This is a genomic window from Arthrobacter sp. SE2 (genome assembly GCF_058244265.1).
Map to the genome: position 1 here is coordinate 99271 of NZ_JBZAYA010000007.1, position 20948 is coordinate 120218.

18 protein-coding genes and 1 pseudogene are annotated in these 20948 nt (G+C 64.2%); 5 read left to right on the top strand and 14 right to left on the bottom strand.

All coding sequences use genetic code 11. The annotated features are described in order from the left end of the window. Positions 1-279: 279 nt before the first annotated feature. The 4 genes from AC4CS3_RS11750 (at position 280) to AC4CS3_RS11765 (ending at position 5386) form a co-directional block, all read left to right on the top strand. Positions 280-2451, top strand: a complete 2172-nt coding sequence (locus AC4CS3_RS11750) for an amylo-alpha-1,6-glucosidase (RefSeq protein WP_490783616.1) — start codon at positions 280-282, stop codon at positions 2449-2451. After that, the gene (locus tag AC4CS3_RS11755; protein ID WP_490783617.1) at positions 2452-3474 is read left to right on the top strand and encodes a glycosyltransferase family 4 protein; all 1023 of its coding nucleotides are present in this window, start codon (positions 2452-2454) and stop codon (positions 3472-3474) included. 32 nt (positions 3475-3506) lie between these two features. Beyond that, positions 3507-4424, top strand: a complete 918-nt coding sequence (locus AC4CS3_RS11760; protein WP_490783618.1) for a phosphatase PAP2 family protein — start codon at positions 3507-3509, stop codon at positions 4422-4424. Between the two features lie 167 nt (positions 4425-4591). Then, positions 4592-5386, top strand: coding sequence for an alpha/beta fold hydrolase (locus tag AC4CS3_RS11765; protein WP_490783619.1), 795 nt, complete (start codon positions 4592-4594; stop codon positions 5384-5386). Between the two features lie 15 nt (positions 5387-5401). Here the strand turns inward: AC4CS3_RS11765 and AC4CS3_RS11770 are convergent, their stop codons facing one another. From AC4CS3_RS11770 to AC4CS3_RS11830, 13 genes and pseudogenes are all read right to left on the bottom strand, one after another. After that, on the bottom strand, positions 5402-6679 hold the full coding sequence (locus tag AC4CS3_RS11770; protein ID WP_490783620.1) for an acyltransferase family protein: 1278 nt from the start codon (positions 6677-6679) through the stop codon (positions 5402-5404). Positions 6680-6809: 130 nt separating this feature from the next. Beyond that, positions 6810-8030, bottom strand: a complete 1221-nt coding sequence (locus AC4CS3_RS11775) for an MFS transporter (RefSeq protein ID WP_490783621.1) — start codon at positions 8028-8030, stop codon at positions 6810-6812. A gap of 44 nt (positions 8031-8074) precedes the next feature. Then, positions 8075-8929: a glycoside hydrolase family 25 domain-containing protein gene (locus tag AC4CS3_RS11780; protein ID WP_490783622.1), complete on the bottom strand. Its 855-nt coding sequence runs from the start codon at positions 8927-8929 to the stop codon at positions 8075-8077. A 367-nt stretch (positions 8930-9296) separates the two neighbouring features. Continuing rightward, positions 9297-10601 (bottom strand): MinD/ParA family ATP-binding protein, encoded by a 1305-nt coding sequence (locus AC4CS3_RS11785; RefSeq protein WP_490783623.1) that lies wholly within the window; start codon positions 10599-10601, stop codon positions 9297-9299. Between the two features lie 140 nt (positions 10602-10741). Further along, complete coding sequence (locus AC4CS3_RS11790) at positions 10742-11338, bottom strand: P-loop nucleotide/nucleoside kinase family protein (RefSeq protein WP_490783624.1); 597 nt, start codon at positions 11336-11338, stop codon at positions 10742-10744. A 104-nt stretch (positions 11339-11442) separates the two neighbouring features. Next, positions 11443-12738: an MFS transporter gene (locus AC4CS3_RS11795; protein WP_490783625.1), complete on the bottom strand. Its 1296-nt coding sequence runs from the start codon at positions 12736-12738 to the stop codon at positions 11443-11445. A gap of 113 nt (positions 12739-12851) precedes the next feature. Further along, entirely contained in the window at positions 12852-13499 is a 648-nt protein-coding gene (locus AC4CS3_RS11800) for a bifunctional 4-hydroxy-2-oxoglutarate aldolase/2-dehydro-3-deoxy-phosphogluconate aldolase (RefSeq protein WP_390278382.1), read from the bottom strand. 54 nt (positions 13500-13553) lie between these two features. Beyond that, the gene (locus AC4CS3_RS11805; protein WP_490783626.1) at positions 13554-14084 is read right to left on the bottom strand and encodes a DinB family protein; all 531 of its coding nucleotides are present in this window, start codon (positions 14082-14084) and stop codon (positions 13554-13556) included. Between the two features lie 44 nt (positions 14085-14128). After that, positions 14129-14626, bottom strand: a complete 498-nt coding sequence (locus tag AC4CS3_RS11810) for an arsenate-mycothiol transferase ArsC (RefSeq protein ID WP_490783627.1) — start codon at positions 14624-14626, stop codon at positions 14129-14131. Further along, positions 14604-15970, bottom strand: a pseudogene (locus tag AC4CS3_RS11815) (NAD(P)-binding domain-containing protein). The gene AC4CS3_RS11810 and the pseudogene AC4CS3_RS11815 overlap by 23 nt, the downstream one beginning before the upstream one ends. 48 nt (positions 15971-16018) lie before the next feature. After that, complete coding sequence (locus tag AC4CS3_RS11820) at positions 16019-16441, bottom strand: arsenate reductase ArsC (protein WP_490783628.1); 423 nt, start codon at positions 16439-16441, stop codon at positions 16019-16021. Further along, entirely contained in the window at positions 16438-17166 is a 729-nt protein-coding gene (locus AC4CS3_RS11825) for an aquaporin (RefSeq protein ID WP_490783629.1), read from the bottom strand. The genes AC4CS3_RS11820 and AC4CS3_RS11825 overlap by 4 nt, the downstream gene beginning before the upstream one ends. Next, the gene (locus AC4CS3_RS11830; RefSeq protein WP_490783630.1) at positions 17163-17513 is read right to left on the bottom strand and encodes an ArsR/SmtB family transcription factor; all 351 of its coding nucleotides are present in this window, start codon (positions 17511-17513) and stop codon (positions 17163-17165) included. Before AC4CS3_RS11830 ends, AC4CS3_RS11825 begins: the two co-directional genes overlap by 4 nt. Before the next feature lie 141 nt (positions 17514-17654). Between AC4CS3_RS11830 and AC4CS3_RS11835 the strand changes: the two genes are divergently transcribed. Beyond that, the gene (locus AC4CS3_RS11835; protein ID WP_490783631.1) at positions 17655-18467 is read left to right on the top strand and encodes a DeoR/GlpR family DNA-binding transcription regulator; all 813 of its coding nucleotides are present in this window, start codon (positions 17655-17657) and stop codon (positions 18465-18467) included. A gap of 27 nt (positions 18468-18494) precedes the next feature. Here AC4CS3_RS11835 and AC4CS3_RS11840 read toward each other — a convergent pair whose 3' ends face one another. Further along, positions 18495-20858: a glycosyltransferase family 2 protein gene (locus AC4CS3_RS11840; protein WP_490783632.1), complete on the bottom strand. Its 2364-nt coding sequence runs from the start codon at positions 20856-20858 to the stop codon at positions 18495-18497. Positions 20859-20948: the final 90 nt, after the last annotated feature.

Below are 20948 nucleotides of genomic sequence, written 5' to 3' on the forward strand. Positions count from 1 at the left end.
CCGAGCGAGCGTCCACCCAAAAGCCCACATATCCGAGCGAGCGTCCACCCAAAAGCCGACATATCCGAGCGAGCGTCCAGCCAAATGCCCGACATATCCGAGCGAGCGTCCACCCAAAACCCCACATGTCCGAGCGAGCGTCCACCCAAAAGCCCACATATCCGAGCGAGCGTCCAGCCAAAAGCCCACATATCTGCAGGAGGGTTCACTTCCGAAGACGTGGCGAATACGCTGAAACAAGCTGCCCCATTCCCCCGTCCCTAGCTTTGGAGCCCATTGATGACAGGTTGGAATGCCGAGAACCTCGCAGGTTCGGCCGGCGCAGGTGCCGTGACACTGTTGGCAGGAACATCGTTTTGCGTGTCTGCGGCCAACGGAGACATGGACCAACTGCGACCGCACGGGATGTTCTTCCGTGACACGCGGTTCGTTTCAAACTGGGCGTTGGAGGTGAACGGCCACCCCATCGAGGCCTTGGGTTCTCCTGTCCCGGAGCCCTATCGCGCCGATTTCGTCGGCCGAGCGTCTCGCACCGATGGCTTGGCGGACAGCCATCTGCTGATTGAACGCCGGCGGAGCCTGTTCGGCGGAGTGCGCGAAGAGATCACGGTCAGGAATTTTTCCAGCAAGCCCACCCGCGCCACGGTTTCGCTCACGGTCAATGCCGACTTTGCCGACATCTTCGAAGTGAAGGAGGGCCGGGCACGCCACGAGAGTGTGCATTTGACCCGGGGCAGCGACGGTTCGTTGGTCCTTGAGTCCCAGCGGCAGGGCCGGCATGTCCTGGTCGCCGTTGACGCTCCGCATGGCGTGGTTGACGGGGATGTCATCAGCTACGACATCACCCTTGAACCTCAAGGCCATTGGTCCACGGGGGTGACGGCCACGCCCCGCATCGACGGTGTCGGTCCCGAGGCGGACGCCCAGGTTTGGGGGAACCAACGCCCCTACGATGTCCCTGAAGAAAGGCTTCAGGAGTGGCATGGCAAGGTTCCTACAACGGAACTTGCCAACAAGGCCTTCGATAAAGCGTTGGCCCAAAGCAGGGCAGACCTCGGCTCCCTCAGGATCTTCGACCCCGACCATCCCGGACGCACGGTGGTGGCTGCAGGATCGCCTTGGTTCATGGCCCTTTTCGGCCGGGACTCGCTCCTGACGTCCTTCATGACCCTTCCACTGGATCCCTCGCTCGCGCTGGGAACACTCAAAACCCTCGCCGACCATCAGGGCCGTACCGTCAATCCGCTCAGCGAAGAGGAGCCGGGCCGGATCCTGCACGAGGTGCGTCTCGGCGCCACCACAGGCCTAGCGCTCGGCGGCGGGAGTGCCTACTACGGTTCAGTGGACGCCACCCCGTTGTTCGTCACTCTCGCCGGGGAGCTCACCCGCTGGGGGTTCCATTCCGATGTCTCGGAATCCCTTCTGCCGGCGGTGGATCGCGCCCTGGACTGGATCCGCGACTACGGAGACGCCGACGGCGACGGCTTCGTTGAGTACTCGCGGGCCACGGACCATGGCCTCCTCAATCAAGGCTGGAAGGACTCAGGGGACGGCATCAACTTCGCCGACGGCACATTGGCGGAGCCGCCGATCGCCTTGTGCGAAGTCCAGGGCTATGTCTACACCGCCTACCTCAGCAGGGCCCTGATGGCCCAAGAAGACGGAGACCTGAAGCTGGCCGCGGTGTGGGGCGCACGGGCAGCCGAGCTCAAGCGAAAATTCAACGAGCAATTCTGGCTTCCTGAACGCGGCTATTTCGCCATCGCCCTCGATCGGGACAAGCGGCCGGTAGACGCCTGTGCGTCCAATATGGGCCATTGCCTGTGGAGCGGAATCGTCGACGACGACAAGGCTCCGTTAGTCGCGGAGCGGCTGATGTCGGACACCATGTTCTCGGGCTGGGGCGTCCGGACGTTGGCCTCGGACATGGCGGCATACAACCCGGCGAGCTACCACAATGGCTCGGTGTGGCCGCATGACAATGCCCTCATTGCCGGCGGATTGATGCGCTACGGCTTCGTCGAGGAGTCCCAGCGCCTCGTCACAGGCCTCCTCGATGCGGCCGAGGCGTTCGGCGGACGGCTCCCCGAGTTGTTCTGCGGACTGGACAGGAAAACCTACGGGACGCCCGTCCCCTACCCATCGTCGTGTTCGCCACAGGCATGGGCGGCTGCCACACCGGTTCACTTGCTGAGGGTATTGCTCCGCTTCGATCCGTGCCTCACCCACGGCGGCCTCTGGCTGGCGCCCGTGGTTCCCGAAGGCTTCGGCGACATCCGAATGCGGAACATCCCGCTCGCCGGCTCCCGGATCTCCGTGGAGGTGGTCAACGGAGAAACACGGGTCACGGACCTGCCCGAGAATGTCGCGCTCCACCTCGAAGCCCGCAAACCGTTGTCCGATCTCTTGGATGTACACCACGCCACCGCCGGACCGCGGCGGGGGCACTAGGTGCGCATCGGACTGGTTGCCCCGCCCTGGATTCCAGTACCGCCGCCTGCATACGGCGGCACGGAGTCGATCATCGATATCCTGGCCCGAGGCTTGTCTGCCTCGGGCCACGATGTGCTTCTGGCGGCGGCGTCCGGAAGCACATGTCCAGTGGACAAAGTCCCCGGCCCGCCGCTTGCGGACGGCTCGAGGATAGGGAACGGGACGGACGAACTCCGCCACAGCGTGTACGCATTCGCGGCCATGGACGACGTCGACCTCATCCACGACAACACCCTGGCGGGGCCGCTGTACAGGCATCGGCCGAAGGGAACGCCCATCGTCGCAACGGCGCACCTCCCGTTTTCGGCAGAAAACCATGACATCTACCAGGCCATGGCCACGGACACAGCGATCATTGCCATCTCGCACCATCAAGCGGACACTGCCCCCGCCATCAAGATACGGAAGGTCATTCACCACGGGATAGACACGCAGTCCGTCCCGCTCGGAGCCGGCGACGGCGGCTACGCCTGCTTCCTCGGCCGGATGCACCCCGGCAAGGGCCTGCCGGAAGCAATCGAGACCGCCCGACTGGCCCAGGTACCGCTGCGAATTGCGGCCAAGATGTACAGCGCGGAAGAACATGAGTACTACGCCGAGGTCATCGCACCGCTGCTCGGGCCCGACGTCGAATACCTCGGCGAGCTGAACGCGGCGGACAAGTTCGTCCTCCTGGGCGGGTCCGTGGCCCTGTTGAATCCGCTTCAGTGGGATGAACCCTTCGGGATGGCGATGATCGAGTCCCTCGCCACGGGGACACCGGTGGTGGCAACTTTCCGGGGATCAGCCCCGGAAATCGTGTCCGATGGCGTCACGGGCTATCTCCGTTCCAGTCCCCCGGAACTGGCCGAAGCCGTCATTGCCGCCGCGACGCTGGACCGCGGCGAGTGCCGCCGCGCCGCGGAAAACTACTTCAGCGCCGAGAGGATGGTTGCCGAACATTTGGCGCTCTATGAGGAACTCCTCGCCGAGCAAAAGTGATCCTCCCAGCCAAATATGACACCCTGAAAGTAATGAGTTTTCCTAAGACGAGCCGGATGCCGGCCACACGTGGTACCGCCAGCCGGCGCTGGGCCGGCGCTGGGATGGGCTTCCTTTTTGTGGTCTCCACCTTGGCATGCATGGCCGCATTCGTTGCCACCTACTATTTTTTCGTGCGCACCACCACGGGACAGTACATCGACGAATCCGCCCTGGTGGAAGCCGCGACCATCAACGGTCCCACCGAGCGGGCAACCACCCAGTTCCTCGATTGGTTGCCGGTCATCTCGGTGGCGATCGCCGCCGTCGTCGTTCTTTTCGTCACGATCATGCGCCGCCGCTGGAAGTCCGCCGGGATCGCGGTGGCCGCTTGTGTCGCGGCGAACCTGGCCACCCAGCTCCTCAAGGACTGGTTCCCGAACAGGCCGTTCCGCGGCGTCCAGACCATTGAACTGAACTCGCTGCCCTCCGGTCACACCACGCTCGCGGCCTCAGCGGCTGCCGCGGTCTTCTTGGTGGTATCGCCGCGGTGGCGGCCTCTGGCGGGGTTCCTCGGCGGCACTTTCGCAGTGGCGGCCGGGGTTTCCACGCTGATCAACCAGTGGCACCGGCCCGCCGACGTCGTCGCCGCGTTCCTCGTGGTGGGAGCGGTCATGCTGCCGGCTGGCTGGTTGGTGCTGCGAACGGGAAAGCGCTGGAATGTCCAGGACGGCCGCGGTGAGCACTGGGCGTCGTCGCGTGTCTGGCTTTCGCTGTCGACTCTGGCGGGCGTCGTCGCCGCGGCCGTTGCGGGGTACTCGCTGATTGGAATCGCGAGCGATTTCGGGCAGGAAAGCACCACCAACTATTTCTGGGCCGGCGTCTCCCTGATTGTCATCACCGGTTATCTGGCAACGGTCGCTGCCACCTGGCTTTTCGGTCTGAATGCCCGACGGCGGCAGTCACCTTAGTGCCGCGCGCGGCTTCCTGCACGGTCTGGTCTAGAGGCCGGGTGCGCTGAGCGCCTCCGCCCGATAGAGGTTTTCGATGATGATGTCGGCCTGCGTTGGGCCGATTTTGGGGTACATTGACGGCGGCACTCACCTTAGTGGCGCGCGGCGAGGCGTAACCTGGTGCTATGGGCGCCGAAGTCCTGGATCTCAGGCTCACCACGGGCGTACGGGTTCCGTGCCTCGTCCAGGGCGACGCCGCTGCGAAGCCGTTGTTGCTGTTGCACGCCTGGGGTGAATCCCGTCGTAGCTTTGACCGCCTTGTACCTCTGCTGACGGACTTCAGGGTCTACGCACCCGACGCCCGCGGCCAGGGAGACGCGGAGAAGCCGGAGCTCGGCTATTCGTTGGCGGAACAGGCCGAGGACGCCGCAACCATCCTGGATGCGCTCGGTGTCCAGAGGGCTTTCGTCCTTGGTTCCTCCAGCGGCGGCTACGTGGCCCAGCAGCTAGCCATCGGGTACCCCGATCGTGTCGCAGCGCTCGTGCTGGTGGGCTCTCCCCTAAGCCTGCGGGGTCGGACTGCTTTCGCCAACGAAGTCGCCAGTCTCCAGGACCCGGTTGACGAGAGCTGGGTACGTAATTCCCTGGCATGGTTCCCACTACTGCATGCGATTCCTGCTTGGTATATCGAGGACCGGGTGCGCGACGGAGTCAGGATGCCCGCGCATACGTGGAAGCTCATCCTCGATGGCTTGCGTACGGCAACTCCGCCCACGGAGTCCGGAACCATTCTCGCGCCCACCCTGATCTTGTGGGGCGCACATGATGGTGTGCTGCCTCGAAGGCACCAGGAAGCCTTGGCGGCTCGAATACCCGGCGCCGCGTTGAAGGTTTATCCCGGGGTAGGGCACCTGGTCTTGTGGGAGTGCCCGGACCAAGTGGCAGCGGATGCCACCGCGTTCCTTAGTTCGCTCGACTGAGGTTCTGGGACGGCATCACACACCCGCCCTCGCGGCCCCCGCCTTCGGCACCAGTGCGCGCAGCCGGAGCCGGGCCGGTTCCTCGACGTACTTGAACAACAGATGGGTGGCCAAGGCAATCCCGAGCAGGCACGCCGCCCCGAGCAAGTTCTCCGCCACCGGACTGGCCCCATGCGGCCAGTCCTTGATGAGCCAGTAGAAGAGGTAGATGAAGAACATGTGGACCAAGTACAGGCTGTAGGAGCTATGGCCGCCATATTGCAGCCACCGCGCCGACAACGCCGAGCGGAGCCAGCCGCGGGTCAGGCTAAGCAACGCAATGAGCAGCGGGAAGGCAAGCACGGCCAGCCGTCCCGGGCCAGGTTTTCCGGCCGTGGCCAGGAAGATCACGACGGCGGTTCCGGTCAGCAGGGCGCCGGGACCGGCCAGGGCAGGACTGAACTTCATACGGTCCGCGTTCCGAGCTGCGATGCAAGCGAAAGCCCCCGCAATGAAGCAGCACGCGATCCGCAGCAGCCATTGGTACGGCTGGTCCTCATCCGTGGCGATTGGCAGGTCCGGGCCCCAGATGGCTGTCGGCAGGAGGACGAGCACTGAGGCGGCCAGCGCCGCGAGCGGATGCAGCCGGCGCAGCCGGAACAGGACCAGCGCGAGCAGCGGAAACGCCAAGTAGGCCAGCCACTCGGCACTGACCGTCCACCCCGGGCCGAACCAGCTGGCGCCGTCGGTACCCGGTTGGAACCAGAGATGCATCATCAGCAGCTGCTTGGCCAGCCCCCACGGCGACAGGTCCGGAGCCTGGGTCTGGAGGGACCATTCCCGCACGGATTCCTGCGCGGTCCCATATACGAACCACAGGCCCAACACGCCCACCACCAGGGCGAACGCGGGCCACATGCGGGCGAACCGGGCCCAGACAAAGTCCGCTGCAGCTCGCCAGCGGAAACGTGGGCCAAGCCGGTCCAGGTACGTGTAGGTGATGATGAAGCCGCTGAGCACAAAGAACACGTCCACGCCCAGGTCGCCGTTGGCAATAATGGGCCGGAACAGCTCATAGACGGGGGCGAGGAAGGTGTGCTGCATGGCCTGAAGATGGAAGAACACCACCCACAGAGCGGCAACAAAACGCAGCGCGGTCAGCGTCGCGAGATCAGGCCGGGACTGCTTTGCCTCGCTCTTCGGCAGGCGGTTCTCCGCCCCGGAACCAAGCGGCGGTGCGTTGTCCGTGACGGGCTTCCCAGCGGTCGGATTCGCAGTGGGGGCACGATGCGGAGGCGCTATGACTGAGAACATCCAATTCACCATACCGGATGCACCTGACCGGAGTCTGGGAGCTGCATACCCAACTAGCTCGCAGTTAACGTCGTTTTCAGGGCCCAAAACGACATCTATTGCGAGCCAGTTGGGCCCGCACCGGCGGGGACTAGTAGTTCCTGCGGTGCTTGAGTTTCGGGAGTGCGACGGCGAACACCGCCGCGGCGGCCAGGCCAAGGAAGCCTGTGGCCCAGACGCCCGCCGCGAGCGATATTGCAGCCGTCAGCGCCGAGAGCAGAACGGGCCCGCCTGTGGCACCGGCGTCGGAAATGAACCTCCACAAGCCCAGGAATTGCCCACGACCCTTCTCCGGGGAAAAGTCGGCGCCGAGAGTCATGATGAGTCCTGAGCTGATGCCGTTGCCGAAGCCGATCAGGAGGGAGGCCAGCAACAGCCCCACAAACTCGGCGGACGACGGCATCAGGAACAACGCCGCGCCCATGATGAGGGTGGACGGTACAGCGACCCACATGCGCCCCTTGCGGTCCATGAGCTTGCCGGCCGGATAGAACACCAGCATGTCGATCGCGCCGGACAAGCCGTAAATCAGTGACGCGTGTGTGGCGTCCAATCCCAAGTGGTCCGCCCACAAAGGGATGACCACCTGGCGTGAGGCCCGCAGCGCGCTGAGCAGCAGGATCCCGGTGCCTATCGTCAGGAACACGCCCGCGTGCGAAACCGCGACGCCACGGAGGGTGGGCTCGGGACCCTTCCGCCCGCCGTCGCCGTCGTCCGGCAACACAAGGTCCGGAATGGTGAGGGAAAGCACCGCGGCTGCCGCCATGCCCGCCACGCCAACCCAATATGCGCCGCTGATGCCGGCGAACTGCATCACGGCCGCGCCGACGAACGGGCCGATGAACACGCCGATCCGGGTGACGCCGCCCAGCGTCGAGAGGGCGCGTGCCCGGTAGATGACCGGGACGGCTTCCGTGAGGTACTTCTGTCGCGCGAGGTTGAAGACGCTCGTGGACATCCCGACGACGGTCATCGCCGCGGCGAGCAGCCAGATGCCGTTGTGCGCAAGGAGCGGCGCGAATCCGGCCGCCAGCAGGGCCAAGGCTCCGGCGGCGCCTGCGGCGACGATGGCCCATCGTTCGCCGAACTTGATGGTGATGAGCGAAGCGGGCAGGTTGAAGAACCACGATCCCAGCCCGATCAGGGTAACCACCAACGCGGAAACGGCCACGGAAGCACCAAGGTCGCGGGCGGACAACGCCACCACCGGAAGGACCGCGCCTTCGCCGATACAGAACAGCAGGGCGGGCCCAAATGCGGGCAACGCTATGCTGCGGAGATTGAAGGGCTGAAGGGTGCTGGTGGTGGTCATCCCCTTCATCCTAGGACTATTGCCCTAGGACACTACTTTCGTGACTACTTCAGGAAGCTCGCGTTGAACGAGTTCAGGTCAACGTTGATCCCGTTCAGGGTGTGTTCGAACTTCTGCTGGATCCCCACGCGCATGGTGCTTGCCGTGTTCCAACCGCCGTACTGCACAGGTGCCGGCGCCAGGTAGTTCGCGGTCCAGCTGGAGTAGTTGAGGTTGCTCGTGTCGGTATCCCAGAGGGGTACGTCCGAGAATGCGGTGCGGTTGCCCATCAAGCCTGGCCACATGCCGCTGCCGCTGTAGATCACGGGTCGCACACCCAGGGTCCGCACGCCATCCACCATGGCCCGCGTTACCAAGGATCCACCGGGCTCGATGTCCAGGGCGAAGAACTGCAGTTGGGCCATGTACGGGCCTGCGGCTTTGATCCCGTTCTCCCAGCAGGAAGCGTCACGCGTGTAGACCGCGATCTTGAGGCCGGCGTCGAGCGCCATCTTCAATTGGGCTTGGGTCTGTTGCCACGGAGTGCACGTGCCCCAAGCGGTGGAGTGCATCACGTAGAGACGGAAGCCCTCGGCGTAGGCCTGGCGGAACCAGTTGGGGTCGGTGATGGCCGCGGTAGTGTCGAGCACCTTCACCGAGCCGCCCTGAGCATCCTGGGGTACGGCTGCAGCTTGGGGTACGACGACGGCGGGCGCGGGCGCGGCGGCAGGTTGCGGAACGGCGGGTGGTGCTGGAGTCGGCGTCGCGAGCGGGGCCACCTCAGCGGCGGGTGCGGCGTTCGCGATGGGTGCCGGGGCGGCGTCGGGCGCTGTGTTGGCGGAGGTGCGGGCGCTAGTGGCACCCGTCAGTCCGAGGAGAAGCACGGCAGCGAACATCACGGCAAGTTTCTTGGGAATCAAGGAGGCTCCTGGGTGCTGGCCTCGGGTTCAGAAACGGGCGCAGCTGGGTGTCATAAAGGCACAGAATTGGGTGCACCATGCCCGGGCCCAGTTCCCGGTCATGGCGAGGTCGCCCCGCAAAGCGAATGACGTCCAGGTGCAACTGTAGGGAAATCCCGGCGGAAGCGACAATTTGCAATCCGCGTAGTAGTCGAGTAATAACCCGCTCTTGCCCGCGTAAACCAAGTAATGAATAGAGTGTCGGCAGCGTCACGCTAGGCAATAACTAAGTAGCCCCACCCCAACTGACTCGCAGTTAATGTCGTTATGAGCCCTCTAAACGACATCTAATGCGAGCTAGTTGGGCGGGGCCACCAAAGCGGAGGCGCTATACGTACCCGTCCACGATCGCGGCCGCGATCTCCTTGTACGCACGGCGGGTATCGGGGCGCAGGACGTCCAGGGTGACCAGGTCACCGTCGGCCACTCCCCTGTCGTGCGGCACGGCAATCAACTGGCGGCAGATCCCGGAGAGGTGCTCCTCGATGGCATCCTTGTCCACGCGGGACGACACCTCGTCCTTGTCCGTGATGACCACGATCGCGTTGCGGGCGAGTTCCTCGTAGCCGTGGCTCGCGAGCCATTGAAGGGTGCTGCGGGCACGCTTGGCACCGCTCACGGCATAGCCGGCGGCGATGATGAGGTTGTCGGCCGATTGCAGGATGCCGCTCATCGCATTGTGCGTGACGCCGGTCCCGCAGTCGGTCAGCGCGATGGAATAGTAGCCCGAGATCAACTGGCGGATCCGCAGGTATTCCTCGGCGGTCAGTGAATCCGAGACTTCCGGGTCCTGCTCGCCGGCGATCAGGTGCAGCCGGCCGGCATGGTGCATGTACCGGGCCAGCGCCGTGAGCGAATCGACGTTGTCGACGTTTTTGAGCAGGTCCGTGATGGTGCGCGGAGTGGCCTTCTGGTAGATGCCCTCACCCAGCGCGCGCTCCACGAGGTCCCCGGAATCAGGGTTGGCGTCGATGGCGCAGGGAGGGTCGCCGCGGAATTCCGCCAAGGTGAGGCCGACGCCCACCGTGGTGGAGGTCTTGCCGATTCCGCCCTTGAGGCTCAGGACGGCCGTGTTGTAGCTGCCTTGAAGCTGGCGGGAAATGCGCCGCGCCAGCTCGTCCTCTTCGCGCTGCTTGGCGCTCGGACCGAGGTTCCAGGCGCCGCCGGTCAGTCTGTAGAGCATGCCGCGGAAGCCGCCGATGGGACGCGGCTTCTGTTCCCGCACGAAGGAACCCGGGGAGGAGATGAAGTCGGAGATCGGAGCGTTGGCGGCTGCCGCCCGTCCGGCCCGTGCGGCAGCCGGGGGAACAGCGCCCGACGCCGGTGCTGCCGCCGTCGGGATCTCACGGCGCGGGTCACCGCTGGTCGAGTCTTCGTTGCCTGTTTCCGTGCTGTCCGTTACCGTCCCGGCGGACGCGTCCGCGGCGGCTGCCGCTTCGGCCCAGGATCTGCTTTGAAGCGGGGCAGCGGCTACTGCGGGTGCGTCGGAATCGTTCGGCGTAATGATCGGCATAGTTCCTGTCCAGGCGTCGTCGTCACCCTCTGCGCGGCGGCGATCGCGGCGTCGCCGAAGTTCCGGCTGCCCTTCGCTTGATGCAGCGGCGCTCGCTTCGTTGTCCACAGAATCCGGCATGGTCTTGTCCCCTAGGACTCGCAGCGTTTTGCGCCGCGGCTCTCGTTTAGATTGCTTCAACCAGCAATTCTAGGTGGAGACCCTCACAAACCCGTCATGGCAGGCGTGCCGCGCAAGCTAGAAGGCCCTTTGGGCTGGGCTCAAGCCGGCGGGTCAGACGGCGGAACACCGCCGATGCCGAAGGCAAGGTCAAGAAGCTCGACGTCGATCGCGTCGCCGCTGTTGTCGAGGTCGACGTGGCGGGCTCCTTTCCACCCGCAGGCGTTGGCCTGGGACGCGGCCCAGAATTGTTCCCAGTTATTAAGCTTCCACTCATCGCGCTCATATCCACGGGCTACAAGGCGCGCCCTGACGGCCTCGCCATCGGTTCGAACATGCACCACGATCAGCTCGGCCTCGGGCCAATGGTGCTCCCGCCGGGCATTGACGAGGTAGTCCGGATCGGCGAAGAACTTGCCAAAGGGCGCGTCCAGGACCACCGAGCGGCCAATGGCGAGGTTGTCCCTGCTGAGGTCCAGGATAGACGCGTACTCCAGGGGAAGGATGGCTTGCTGGTAGAACTCGTTGTTGTCGCGCTCGTTCGGATCGGAGCCGTTGAGCGTCAGGAGGAGTTCGGTGAACCGTTTTGTGGCGGTGTCCTTGTCGATATACACGGCGCCGTAGTGTTCGGCGATCAGTTTGCTGACGCTCGACTTTCCGGACCCGGCCGGCCCGATCACGAAAAATACCTTCGGCATGCTTGTCTTCAACTGTCTGTTCTGCATTGAACTCTGGATCAAATTCTTTCAACAAATGGCTGTGGCGGGTGGGCTTTGTTGCCCTCCCCGCCACAACGCCCAGGCTAGGCCGTAACCGTGGCCCGGCGGTCCTTGACAAAGAAACCGTAGGAGAGTGCACCCACCACAAGCAGGACTCCTCCGATCAGGAAGACCAGGGTGTAGTTGCCGCCGGTCTGGGTGAGGATGAAGCCTGTGACGACGGGGGCCAGTGCTGCACCGAGGAAGCCACCAAAGTTCTGGATGGCGCCCAAGGAAGCCACCTGGGTGGGTTCTGCAATGTCCGCGGCCAGTGTCCAAAGCACACCGATCGGCACCTGGGCGGCGAAGTAGCCGACAGAGAGCAGGGCGATAGCCAATGCAGAGTTGTCAACGTAGGCAACGGGCAGGACAGCTGCGGCTGCAAGAAGCGCGCCCCCGACGATCGGGAGCTTGCGGGCGGTGATGGTAGGAATGCCTCGGCGGATGGCCTTGCCGGAGATCACGCCGCCGGTCAGTACACCGATGATGCCGCAGAGGAACGGAAGGGCCGCGAGCCATCCACTCTGGCTGAGGCTGAAGCCGCGGGCGGTCTGCAGGTAGCTCGGGAGCCAGGTGAGGTAGACCCACACCGTGTAGAAGATGCCGAACGCGCCCAGAACCATGAACCAGGTGTTCTTCTGCTTGAGCAGTTCGCCCCAGCCGGCTTGCTTTTCCTTGGGCTTGGACTGTTCTTCGAACTCGGCACCCTTGATGAGGAACTGTTCCTTGAGGGTGGGGTCACGGTAGACGCGGAGCCACACGAGGGCAACGATCACGCCGAGTGCGCCGATGACGATGAACATGCCGCGCCAGGTCATGGTCAGCAACAGGAAGGTCAGCAGCGGCGGGGCGATGGCGTTGGCGATCTGCGAGCCGGTGTTGACGATCGAGACCGGCAGGGCACGCTCTGTCTTGTTGAACCAGCGGTCGGCAACCTTCAGCCCGGAGGTGAAGAACGGGGATTCGGAGATACCCAGTGCCACGCGGGCGGCGTATAGGAAGCCGAAGGAGTTGGCGAGGGCGGACAGCATCGAGATGATGGACCAGAGTCCGGCTGCCCAGGCGAACATGCGCTTGGGGCCGTATTTGTCCACGAGGTAACCGGCCGGCAGGTTGGCGATGGCGTACGGCCACGAGAATGCCGAGAGCAGCAGCCCCATCTGGAAAGCGTTGAGGCTAAATTCCTTGGCAATCGTGGTGTTCGCGATGCTGAGGTTGTTTCGGTCCAAGTAATTCACGATGCCGCCGATGACCAGCAGAGCTACCAGGTACCACCTGATTCTCACGCGCCTCAGGGGCTTGGTGTCCGTGGCGTCTATATCTGCTGATGCTTGGCTCATGCAGCTCACTCCTTTGTGTTCTGACCGACGGTCTTTGTCGGGTTGTGCTTTCGCCGGCTCCTGCCGGATTGGTTTGCCGGCCGGTGCCGGACTCCGGCTGCGCCGGGTTTCGGCTAGCGCCGGGCTTCGTCAATCGCTGCGAGGAAGGTCTGTGCAGCGCGGGCAACGAGTCCGTAGTCGCCGTCGTTCTGGGCCGCCTTTGTCACAAAACTTCCCACGCCGACGGCGGTCACACCCGCGTCGAACCAGGCGCCGACATTTGCGGGGGTAACTCCGCCGGAAGGCATGATGGGTGCCTGCGGCAGGGGCGCCAGGATGGTCTTGACGTATGAAGGCCCGCCCAATTCAGCGGGGAACAGCTTGATGATGTCCGCCCCGGCTTCCAGGGTGTTGACGACCTCCGTTGGGGTGAACGCTCCGCTGGCAGTGACGGCTTGGTAGCGGTTTCCTGCAGCGATCATCTTCGGATTGAACTGCGGGCTGACCAGCAACCGCGCGCCCGCGGAGATGCTTGCAAAGGCAGCCTCTGCGTCGAGCACGGTACCGGCACCGATCACAATGCCCTGGTCCCCGTATTTGTCGGCAAGCCGCTCGATGACTCCCAGGGCGCCGGGAACAGTCAACGGGACCTCCACTGCACGGATGCCGCCCTCGATGGCCGCTTCAGATACGCGGTAGGCCTCGTCGGCACTGTCCAAGCGGGCAATCAGCAAGGCGCCGGTGCGGACGATGGTCTCTAGTACTTCAAATTTGGTTAACATTGATTAAGAGATTACCCCAAATATTCACAAATCGGAACAGTCTGTGAAAACTTGTTAAAGCTCCAGTGACCGGAGGCTCAGCTGCTTCGCGTGGAAGTCGAAATGCTGGGTGGCATAGGCGTAGGTGTCGCCAAGGGTCATGTCAGCTGTGAAGAAGGGGTCCCACCGGGTGGGAAAAGGCATGGAGCGGGCCAAGGAGTCCGGGGTTTCGCGTTCGAGTCGGCGTGCCAGCGCTGTGATTGTCTTTTCGAGTTTCCGGCCCATCCGGTGCCGGTCATAGACCATGGAGGCTGCAACGGATCCCCAATAGTTCACGGCGTCGAACGCGCCTGTGGAGGCGTTCAAAGCCGCAGCGAAGCCCCTGCCCCAGGAGCGGGGCAAACGGCTGATGAACCGGAGCAATGGCAGAAGCGCGCGGACGATCATGTACCCGAAGACCATGTGGAAAAGCAGTTCCTCATTGGTCCAGCGGGTCCCGTTACTCTTGCGTTGCAGATCCGACGGCGTCGCGTTCGCCAGCCAACTGTTCAGCTGAAGGCAGGCACGCCCGTATTCGGCGACGGTTGCTTCCCGGCCCGGATCCATGGCTCCAGTGTCCCGCAATCGACGGCGGAAGAAACGCTGGCGGCTTAGTTTTCCACGAGTTCCGCGTGCAGCTTTTGGACGCGGGCCTTGATGTCGTCGCGGACCAGGCGCATGCGGTCCATGCCTTCGATGCCACGAGCGGAGGGTTCCTCGGTTTCCCAGGTCAGGACGCGGGCCGTGCCGTGGCGTTCGAGTTTGGCTTCGGTGCCCAAGACAACGACGACGTCGGCGGCGTCCAGCACGTCGTCCGTGATGGGTTTGGGGTGCTCGCCGGCGATCCCGATGCCGAGCTCCTTCAAGGACTCCACGGATTCCAGATTCAAAGAGCTTCCGGGTTTTGTGCCGGCCGAGTAGACAGCGACGGCGTCGCCGGCAAGGTCTCGCATGAGTGCCGCTGCGAGTTGGGATTTGCCGCCGTTCTTGCTGCAGACGAACAGGACATGTGGGGTCTTACGGTTTTCGGTCATGAATGTCATTCTTCCTTCTGTTCGGATGTGCTCAGCAGCGCGTGGTGGGTGGTCAGAGTCCGCCGGAGCGTCCATGGGACAGCCCGGTGGGGAACCGACGAGGACCGGCTCCGGCGCGGAGCAACAACCCTGTTCCTCGGATGCCGTGGTGTTCGTGGCGGGAACATCGCAGCTGGCGCCGGCATCGGTGGAGCAGACGCCTGTTTCGGGCAGTTCAAGCTGGACGGTGTCGGCTGCTGTCTGGTCTCCGGCCAGGGCGGCAGCGACGGAGCGGACCTGTTCGTAACCGGTGGCCAGCAGGAAGGTCGGGGCCCGGCCATAGGATTTCATGCCCACGATGTAGAAGTCCTTCTCAGGGTGCGTCAGAAGCCTCGCGCCGTGCGGAGGCACCGTGCCACAAGAGTGGAATTCGGGGTCGATCAGCGGACCGAGCCCCATAGGTGCCTCAACGGCGGGGTCAAGGTTGAGTCGGAGTTCGCGGAGCATGTCCAGATCGGGGCGGAAGCCGGTGCAAGGCACGACGACGTCGACCTGTAGCGTGCGGCCGTCGCCCGCGGTGACGGTCAGGTGGGAGTCCAAGGATTTCAGCGAGCTGATGCCGAATCCGGTGTGCAATTCGACGGTTCCGGCCTCGACCAGGCGCCGAAGCCTTCCACCAAGCTGACCGCGGGCAGGTAGCCCATCGGCGTCCTCGCCGCCATAGACCTTTTCGGCGGAAGCCCCGCGGACGGCCCACAGGATTCGGGTTCCGGGCTCGTCCCTAGCGAGCTCCGTCAGGTTGATCAGGGTGTTGGCGGCAGAGTGTCCGGCACCGACGACCAGGACACGGCGTCCGGCGAAGGACTCCCGATCGCGGCCTGTCACGTCCGGCAGGGGTGAGGAGATCCAGGCAGCTGCGGCGTGCTCACCGATGGCTGGCAGCCCCGAGGTGCCCAAGGGGTTGCGGGTGGACCACGTTCCGGAGGCATCGATCACACCGGACACCCGGTAGTCGCGGGTCTCACCGCCATTGTGCTCAACCCGCACAAGGAATGGTGTGGAGTCGCGTTCACGGACGTGCGTCTTGTCCAGCCCTACGCGGGTGACCGCGCCAACGCGCGCACCGGTCTGGAGCCGGGAGCCGATGGCAGGAAGGGCGGACAAAGGTGCCAGGTAGTTGTCGACGAGTTCCCCGCCGTAGGGCAGTGCGGTCAGGCGCGGCGTCTCCCAGCCGGACGCCTCCAACAATCTCACGGCCGCGGCGTCGAGGTTGAAACGCCAGGGAGAGAACAGGCGGATGTGCCGCCATTGTTCGATCGCGGCGCCCGCGGTCGGGCCTGCTTCGAAGATCACCGGTTCCAATCCACGCTCCAAGAGGTGCGCGGCTGCGGCCAGGCCGATGGGCCCGGCTCCGATCACGGCAATGGGAAGCTCGTTCATTGAATCCAGGCTCCTCTGTTTCATCCATGGACTTACAACGGTGCTGCGCTACTTGGCTGCGGGCGTGAGGGACTCGATCAGGCCTTCGATGCGGCTCTTGATCTCGTCCCGGATGGGGCGGACGGCGTCCAGGCCCTGGCCGGCCGGGTCTTCGAGGACCCAATCCTCGTAGCGCTTACCCGGGAAGTACGGGCATTCGTCGCCACAGCCCATGGTGATGACGACGTCGGATTCCTTCACGGCTTCGGTGGTGAGGATCTTGGGGATTTCGGCGGACATGTCGATGCCAAGTTCGGCCATGGCTTCGACGGCGGCCGGGTTGACCTTGTCTGCGGGCTGCGAACCCGCGGAGCGGACCTCGATCCGGCCCTCGCCCAGGGTCGTGAGGAAGGCGGCAGCCATCTGGGAACGGCCTGCATTGTGGACACACACGAAGAGAACGGAGGGTTTCTTGACGGTTTCAGTGCTCATGAGAGGACCTTTCGATCGGATGCATCTACGGCGGGAGCCGACAAGGGCAAGAGTGCGGGCAACGCGGGAACGCTTGGGTAGAGTGCCCGGATCAGGAAGAGCCCGGCGCCGCCGCCCAGCAACTGGGCGAGGATAAACGCCGGGGCCGAGGTAGGGGCGATGCCAGCGAAGGTGTCAGTGATGGTCCGGGCCACGGTCACCGCGGGGTTCGCGAAGCTAGTGGAACTGGTGAACCAGTAGGCGGCGGTGATGTAGCCGCCGACGGCAAAGGCAACCTTGTCGGGCCGGCCGGAGCGGACGGTGCCGAAGATGACCAGGAGCAGCCCGACGGTCGCGACGACTTCACCGAGCCACAGCCCTCCCCCGGCGCGCTCATGCGTGGAGAGCGTCGCTGCGTCGAGGCCGAACATCAGGTTGGCCAGCACGGTCCCGGCCAGGCCGCCGGCGAACTGGGCGGCGACGAGTGCAAACGCGGTGGGCGTGTCCACGATACCCAGGGCGCGCTCGACCAGCGTGACCACGGGGTTGAAGGATGCCGAGACCGGCTGCAGGGCCAGGATCAGCGCGACCAGCGCCGCGCCTGTGGCGACGCTGTTCTGCAGGAGCTGCAGTCCGACGTCGTTCGGGGACAGGCGCGAGGCCATGACGCCGGACCCCACCACCGCCATGACCAGGAAAGCGGTGCCGGCGAACTCCGCCACGACGCGCCGTCTCAGCACGCTCACCGGCTCTGGCCCCCGATGAGGGCCGCAAGGTTTTCCAGGGCATCGGTCCGTGCGCGGTAGTAGACCCACACGCCGCGCTTTTCGCGTTCCAGGAGGCCCGCTTCGTGCAAGACCTTCAGGTGGTGGCTGATGGTCGGCTGTGACAGCTCGAAGGCGTCGTTCAGATCGCATACGCAGGCTTCGCCGCCCTCGTGGGACGCCACCAGGGACATGAGCCGCAGCCGCACCGGATCGCCCAGCGCTTTCAGTAGCGGAGCGATTCCTTCGGCTTCGGATTCCGACAAGGGCTCCCTGGACAACGGCGAACAACACGCCACCGTTTGGACGGGGGTTAATTCCAAGGACATAGACACACGTAAATATTTACATCTGTCGATGTTTAAGGCAAGGCCGCGACGATCAAGAAGCCTTGCGGCTCCGGCAAGCACAAATCGGAACACTGTGTGAAAACTTGTTAAGATGGGGTTGTCCACCGCGAAGGAGCAACTTTGAGTTCGTCAACATCACCTCCCCTGATCCCGGAGCAGCGCCATCAGGAGATTCTTCGCTTGCTTCGCCGCGAGGGGGTGCTTAGCATCCGCAGCCTCACGGAATCCATGAACGTCTCCCACATGACCATCCGGCGCGACATTACTGCCCTCGAAGATGCCGGGCATGTGTTGTCGGTCCAAGGAGGCGTGCGTTTGGCGGAGGGGACCAGCCAGGAACCTCCCCGGGAGAGGGAATCCCGAGCGCAGCTGGAGCTGCCGCGGAAAAAAGCAATCGCCGAGCTTGCGTCCCAGTTCGTTGAGGACGACATGGTCCTGTTCCTCGATGCCGGTACCACCTGCCAGTCCGTGGTCCCCTATCTGGGCGCCCGGAAGAACATCACGGTGGTCACCAACGATTTTTACGTGGTCACGTCTTTATTCGCGTACCCGAACGTTGAGACCATCCATACCGGCGGCGTAGTCGATGCTTCCAGCGCCTCAAGCTCAGGCCGCATGGCGGCCGACGCCATCAAGCACATCAACATCGATCTGTTCTTCATGAGTACGGGCGCATGGAGCCTGTCCCGCGGCGTCACTACGCCGTCCATGGACAAGGTGGAAATGAAGCTGGCCGCGCTCGAGTCAGCGTCGCGCTGCTTCTTGCTGGCAGACAGCACCAAGTTCGGAACCTTTGCGAAGTTCCGGGTCGCGCCGATCGAGCAACTAGACGCTGTTGTCACTGACGATGAACTGGCACAGGACACCCAAGACAACATCCAGGAATTAGGCGTCACAGTGCACGTCGCGGCAGCGAACGGTTCCGGACGCTAAGGACGTTCTAGGAAGGACAGCGTAGCCCTACACCGATCCGGCCCGTTTCCGGCGGTCGTCCTTGCCGCGGAGGTCGCGGTTCAGGCGCCGGTCCCCGTGGTAGAGCAGGGACTCCCAGTCGACTTGTTCCGGGGTTTTGGGAATGATGGCCGGCGGTAGCGCTTTCGGCTTTTTAGGCGCGACGTACAGCCAGTTCAACACGCCCAGGTACATGTCCACTCCGGAGTTGGCCAGTCCGATGTAGGCCCGGATCGCACCGGCGGCCATTATGGCGTTGAAGGCGGCGAATGCGGCGTTGCCCCAGTTTCCCAGTTCCCAGTTGCGCCAGACCGTCAACAAGGAGAACGCGACGATCAGGTGCGGAGCGAGGACGAAGAGGGCCGGGGCCGCGGTGCGGTCTTTCACCTTCGGGGTGCGGACGAACGGGATCTTGTCTCCCGTGAGCGCTTGCTGGAGGGACTTCAGGACGCCTGCCAGATTGACGGGAAGGAGAACGAGGTTGAAGCCATAGATCCGGAAGATGTCGCTGAACCGGTGGCCGCAGTCCCGCAGGTCGCTACCCATGGCCAGGAAGTAGGGCAGGGCGGCAAGGAAGACCAAGGGGCTGAGGAGACGGCTGTCGTAGGGGTACGCGAGGAGGAACAGCAGCCCGAAGCTGGCCCAGGTGATGGAGGCCATGTAGTTGACCCGAAGCAGGATTTCGCGGAAGAGGACCGGCCTGGCTTGGCCCCGGCGGTTGCGGATCTGTTCCCAGAGTTTGGGCAGGATCAGCAGGCCTCCGTTGGCCCAGCGTCGTCTCTGCACCACGAGCGATCCAAAGTCCGGCGGGGTTGCGCTGTAGCTGAGCCTCTCCGGGTAGTTGGCCAAGGTCCAACCGTGCGTGCCGAGGTCCACGCTGGATTCGGTGTCTTCGATGACGGTGCGGTCCTGGATGTAGGTTCTGACCTCGAAGCCGCCCACGGTGGAGATCTCAACGATGTCTTCCAGGGCGCGTTTGCGGATCACGGCGTTCGCTCCCACCCAGAACGTGGCGCCGTATTGGGTCATTCCCTGGTGCTGGATGTGCTGGATGTCCGTGGTGGCGCCGGCGATGCGTTCGATCCGTGTCGGGGCGCCTCGGAAGGAGGAATACGGGGTCTGCGTGACGGCTACCTGCTCATTGCCCGGGGATTCGAGGAGATGGACCAAGCGGAGACAGTAATCGCGCAGCAGCAGCGAGTCCGCATCCAGCGTCAGGACGTAGGTGGTGTCAGGGATGGACAGCGCGTCGCCGTCGGCCACCCCTGCGGGCCCGGAAACCCCTGCGGGCCGCAAGACGGTGCCGTCCGCTGTCTGTTCCGGGTGCCAGGTCCCGCCCATGAGCGAGAGGTAGGCGTTCAGGTTCATGGCCTTGTTCGCCTCGTGGGAGAGGCTGGCGAACCGCTTCCGCTCGAACGTGGACACCCGGGCGTTGAAGATCCAGGTAAGCCGTGTGTACAGCTCAGCGATGCGTTCCGGGCCGGGCGAGGCCTGCTGCGCGTTGGCGGCCGTAAGGGCCAGAATCACCAGTCGTAGTTCCCGGGCCAGGCCCATGAGGACCAGGTCCACGAAGAACTCATCCACGTGGTCCTCGACGGACTCGGTCTCCGCCATTGCTTCGAGCCACTCCGCGGCGTATTCGTATTCGGAGATGAGCCGCTCCACTTCGGTGCCCGCGTTAGGCCCCGGATCCAGGCCGGGTTCTTGATCACGACGACGGCGGTACTTCGCGTAGGCGGCGTTGACCCTCGCCGCTGGTTCCTTGAGGGTTTCCGTGATCTGACCGGCGAGCGCGCGGGTGGCTTCCAGGCGCCGGAGCACGTCGGGGTCTTCCGGGAAGGGTGGGTCATCGAGAAGGAGCACTACGCTGAGGTCCGGGAATTCCTGCAGGACCGCGGACCACATAGTGCCGCGGACTACTTCCGGCTCCTCCGCGTAGGAAGGAATCAGCACGGTGATGCCCTCGGAGTAGTCGAAGAAGTGCCGGTCCAGTTCTCCTCGGGGAACCCGTCGGTGGGCCCGAAAGCGAGTCAGGGCGCCCTGGCGGGCGGTGAGGTACATCAGGGCCGAGAACGTCAGGAAGGACACCACCACCAGATAGGACAGGGTTTCGGCGCCGAAGCGGAATCCAGCGCCGGGGTTGTCCACCAGCTGCTTGAGCACCGTCGTGACCACATAGCCGACCCAGGCGAGCATGGTGGTGAGGACGCCGATGCGGCCGAGGACTATTTTCCGCCGCGATGGTGCAGGGTGGACGATCGAGAGCGGTTCAGAGCGTTTTTCCGCGCCCCACTGACGCTTTCGGGCTTTTGAAGACTGCCCGTCCGCCGTTCCCTGTTCATCGGGGCGAAGCAGCACGATCTGATCCGACATGAATCCCCATTCGCTGTCCGTGCACCCCCAGCGGGCACACGGCACAATGCGGGCGTAATGTAACGGACCGCACTCCAGTGCGCCCCTATG

Excerpts from the sequence above, each read along its gene's own strand:
- AC4CS3_RS11750 (WP_490783616.1), top strand. The coding sequence starts at position 280 with ATGACAGGTTGGAATGCCGAGAACCTCGCAGGTTCGGCCGGCGCAGGT.
- AC4CS3_RS11760 (WP_490783618.1), top strand. The coding sequence starts at position 3,507 with ATGAGTTTTCCTAAGACGAGCCGGATGCCGGCCACACGTGGTACCGCC.
- AC4CS3_RS11765 (WP_490783619.1), top strand. The coding sequence starts at position 4,592 with ATGGGCGCCGAAGTCCTGGATCTCAGGCTCACCACGGGCGTACGGGTT.
- AC4CS3_RS11770 (WP_490783620.1), bottom strand. The coding sequence starts at position 6,679 with ATGTTCTCAGTCATAGCGCCTCCGCATCGTGCCCCCACTGCGAATCCG.
- AC4CS3_RS11775 (WP_490783621.1), bottom strand. The coding sequence starts at position 8,030 with ATGACCACCACCAGCACCCTTCAGCCCTTCAATCTCCGCAGCATAGCG.
- AC4CS3_RS11785 (WP_490783623.1), bottom strand. The coding sequence starts at position 10,601 with ATGCCGGATTCTGTGGACAACGAAGCGAGCGCCGCTGCATCAAGCGAA.
- AC4CS3_RS11790 (WP_490783624.1), bottom strand. The coding sequence starts at position 11,338 with ATGCCGAAGGTATTTTTCGTGATCGGGCCGGCCGGGTCCGGAAAGTCG.
- AC4CS3_RS11795 (WP_490783625.1), bottom strand. The coding sequence starts at position 12,738 with ATGAGCCAAGCATCAGCAGATATAGACGCCACGGACACCAAGCCCCTG.
- AC4CS3_RS11800 (WP_390278382.1), bottom strand. The coding sequence starts at position 13,499 with ATGTTAACCAAATTTGAAGTACTAGAGACCATCGTCCGCACCGGCGCC.
- AC4CS3_RS11805 (WP_490783626.1), bottom strand. The coding sequence starts at position 14,084 with ATGGATCCGGGCCGGGAAGCAACCGTCGCCGAATACGGGCGTGCCTGC.
- AC4CS3_RS11810 (WP_490783627.1), bottom strand. The coding sequence starts at position 14,626 with ATGGACGCTCCGGCGGACTCTGACCACCCACCACGCGCTGCTGAGCAC.
- AC4CS3_RS11820 (WP_490783628.1), bottom strand. The coding sequence starts at position 16,441 with ATGAGCACTGAAACCGTCAAGAAACCCTCCGTTCTCTTCGTGTGTGTC.
- AC4CS3_RS11830 (WP_490783630.1), bottom strand. The coding sequence starts at position 17,513 with ATGTCCTTGGAATTAACCCCCGTCCAAACGGTGGCGTGTTGTTCGCCG.
- AC4CS3_RS11840 (WP_490783632.1), bottom strand. The coding sequence starts at position 20,858 with ATGTCGGATCAGATCGTGCTGCTTCGCCCCGATGAACAGGGAACGGCG.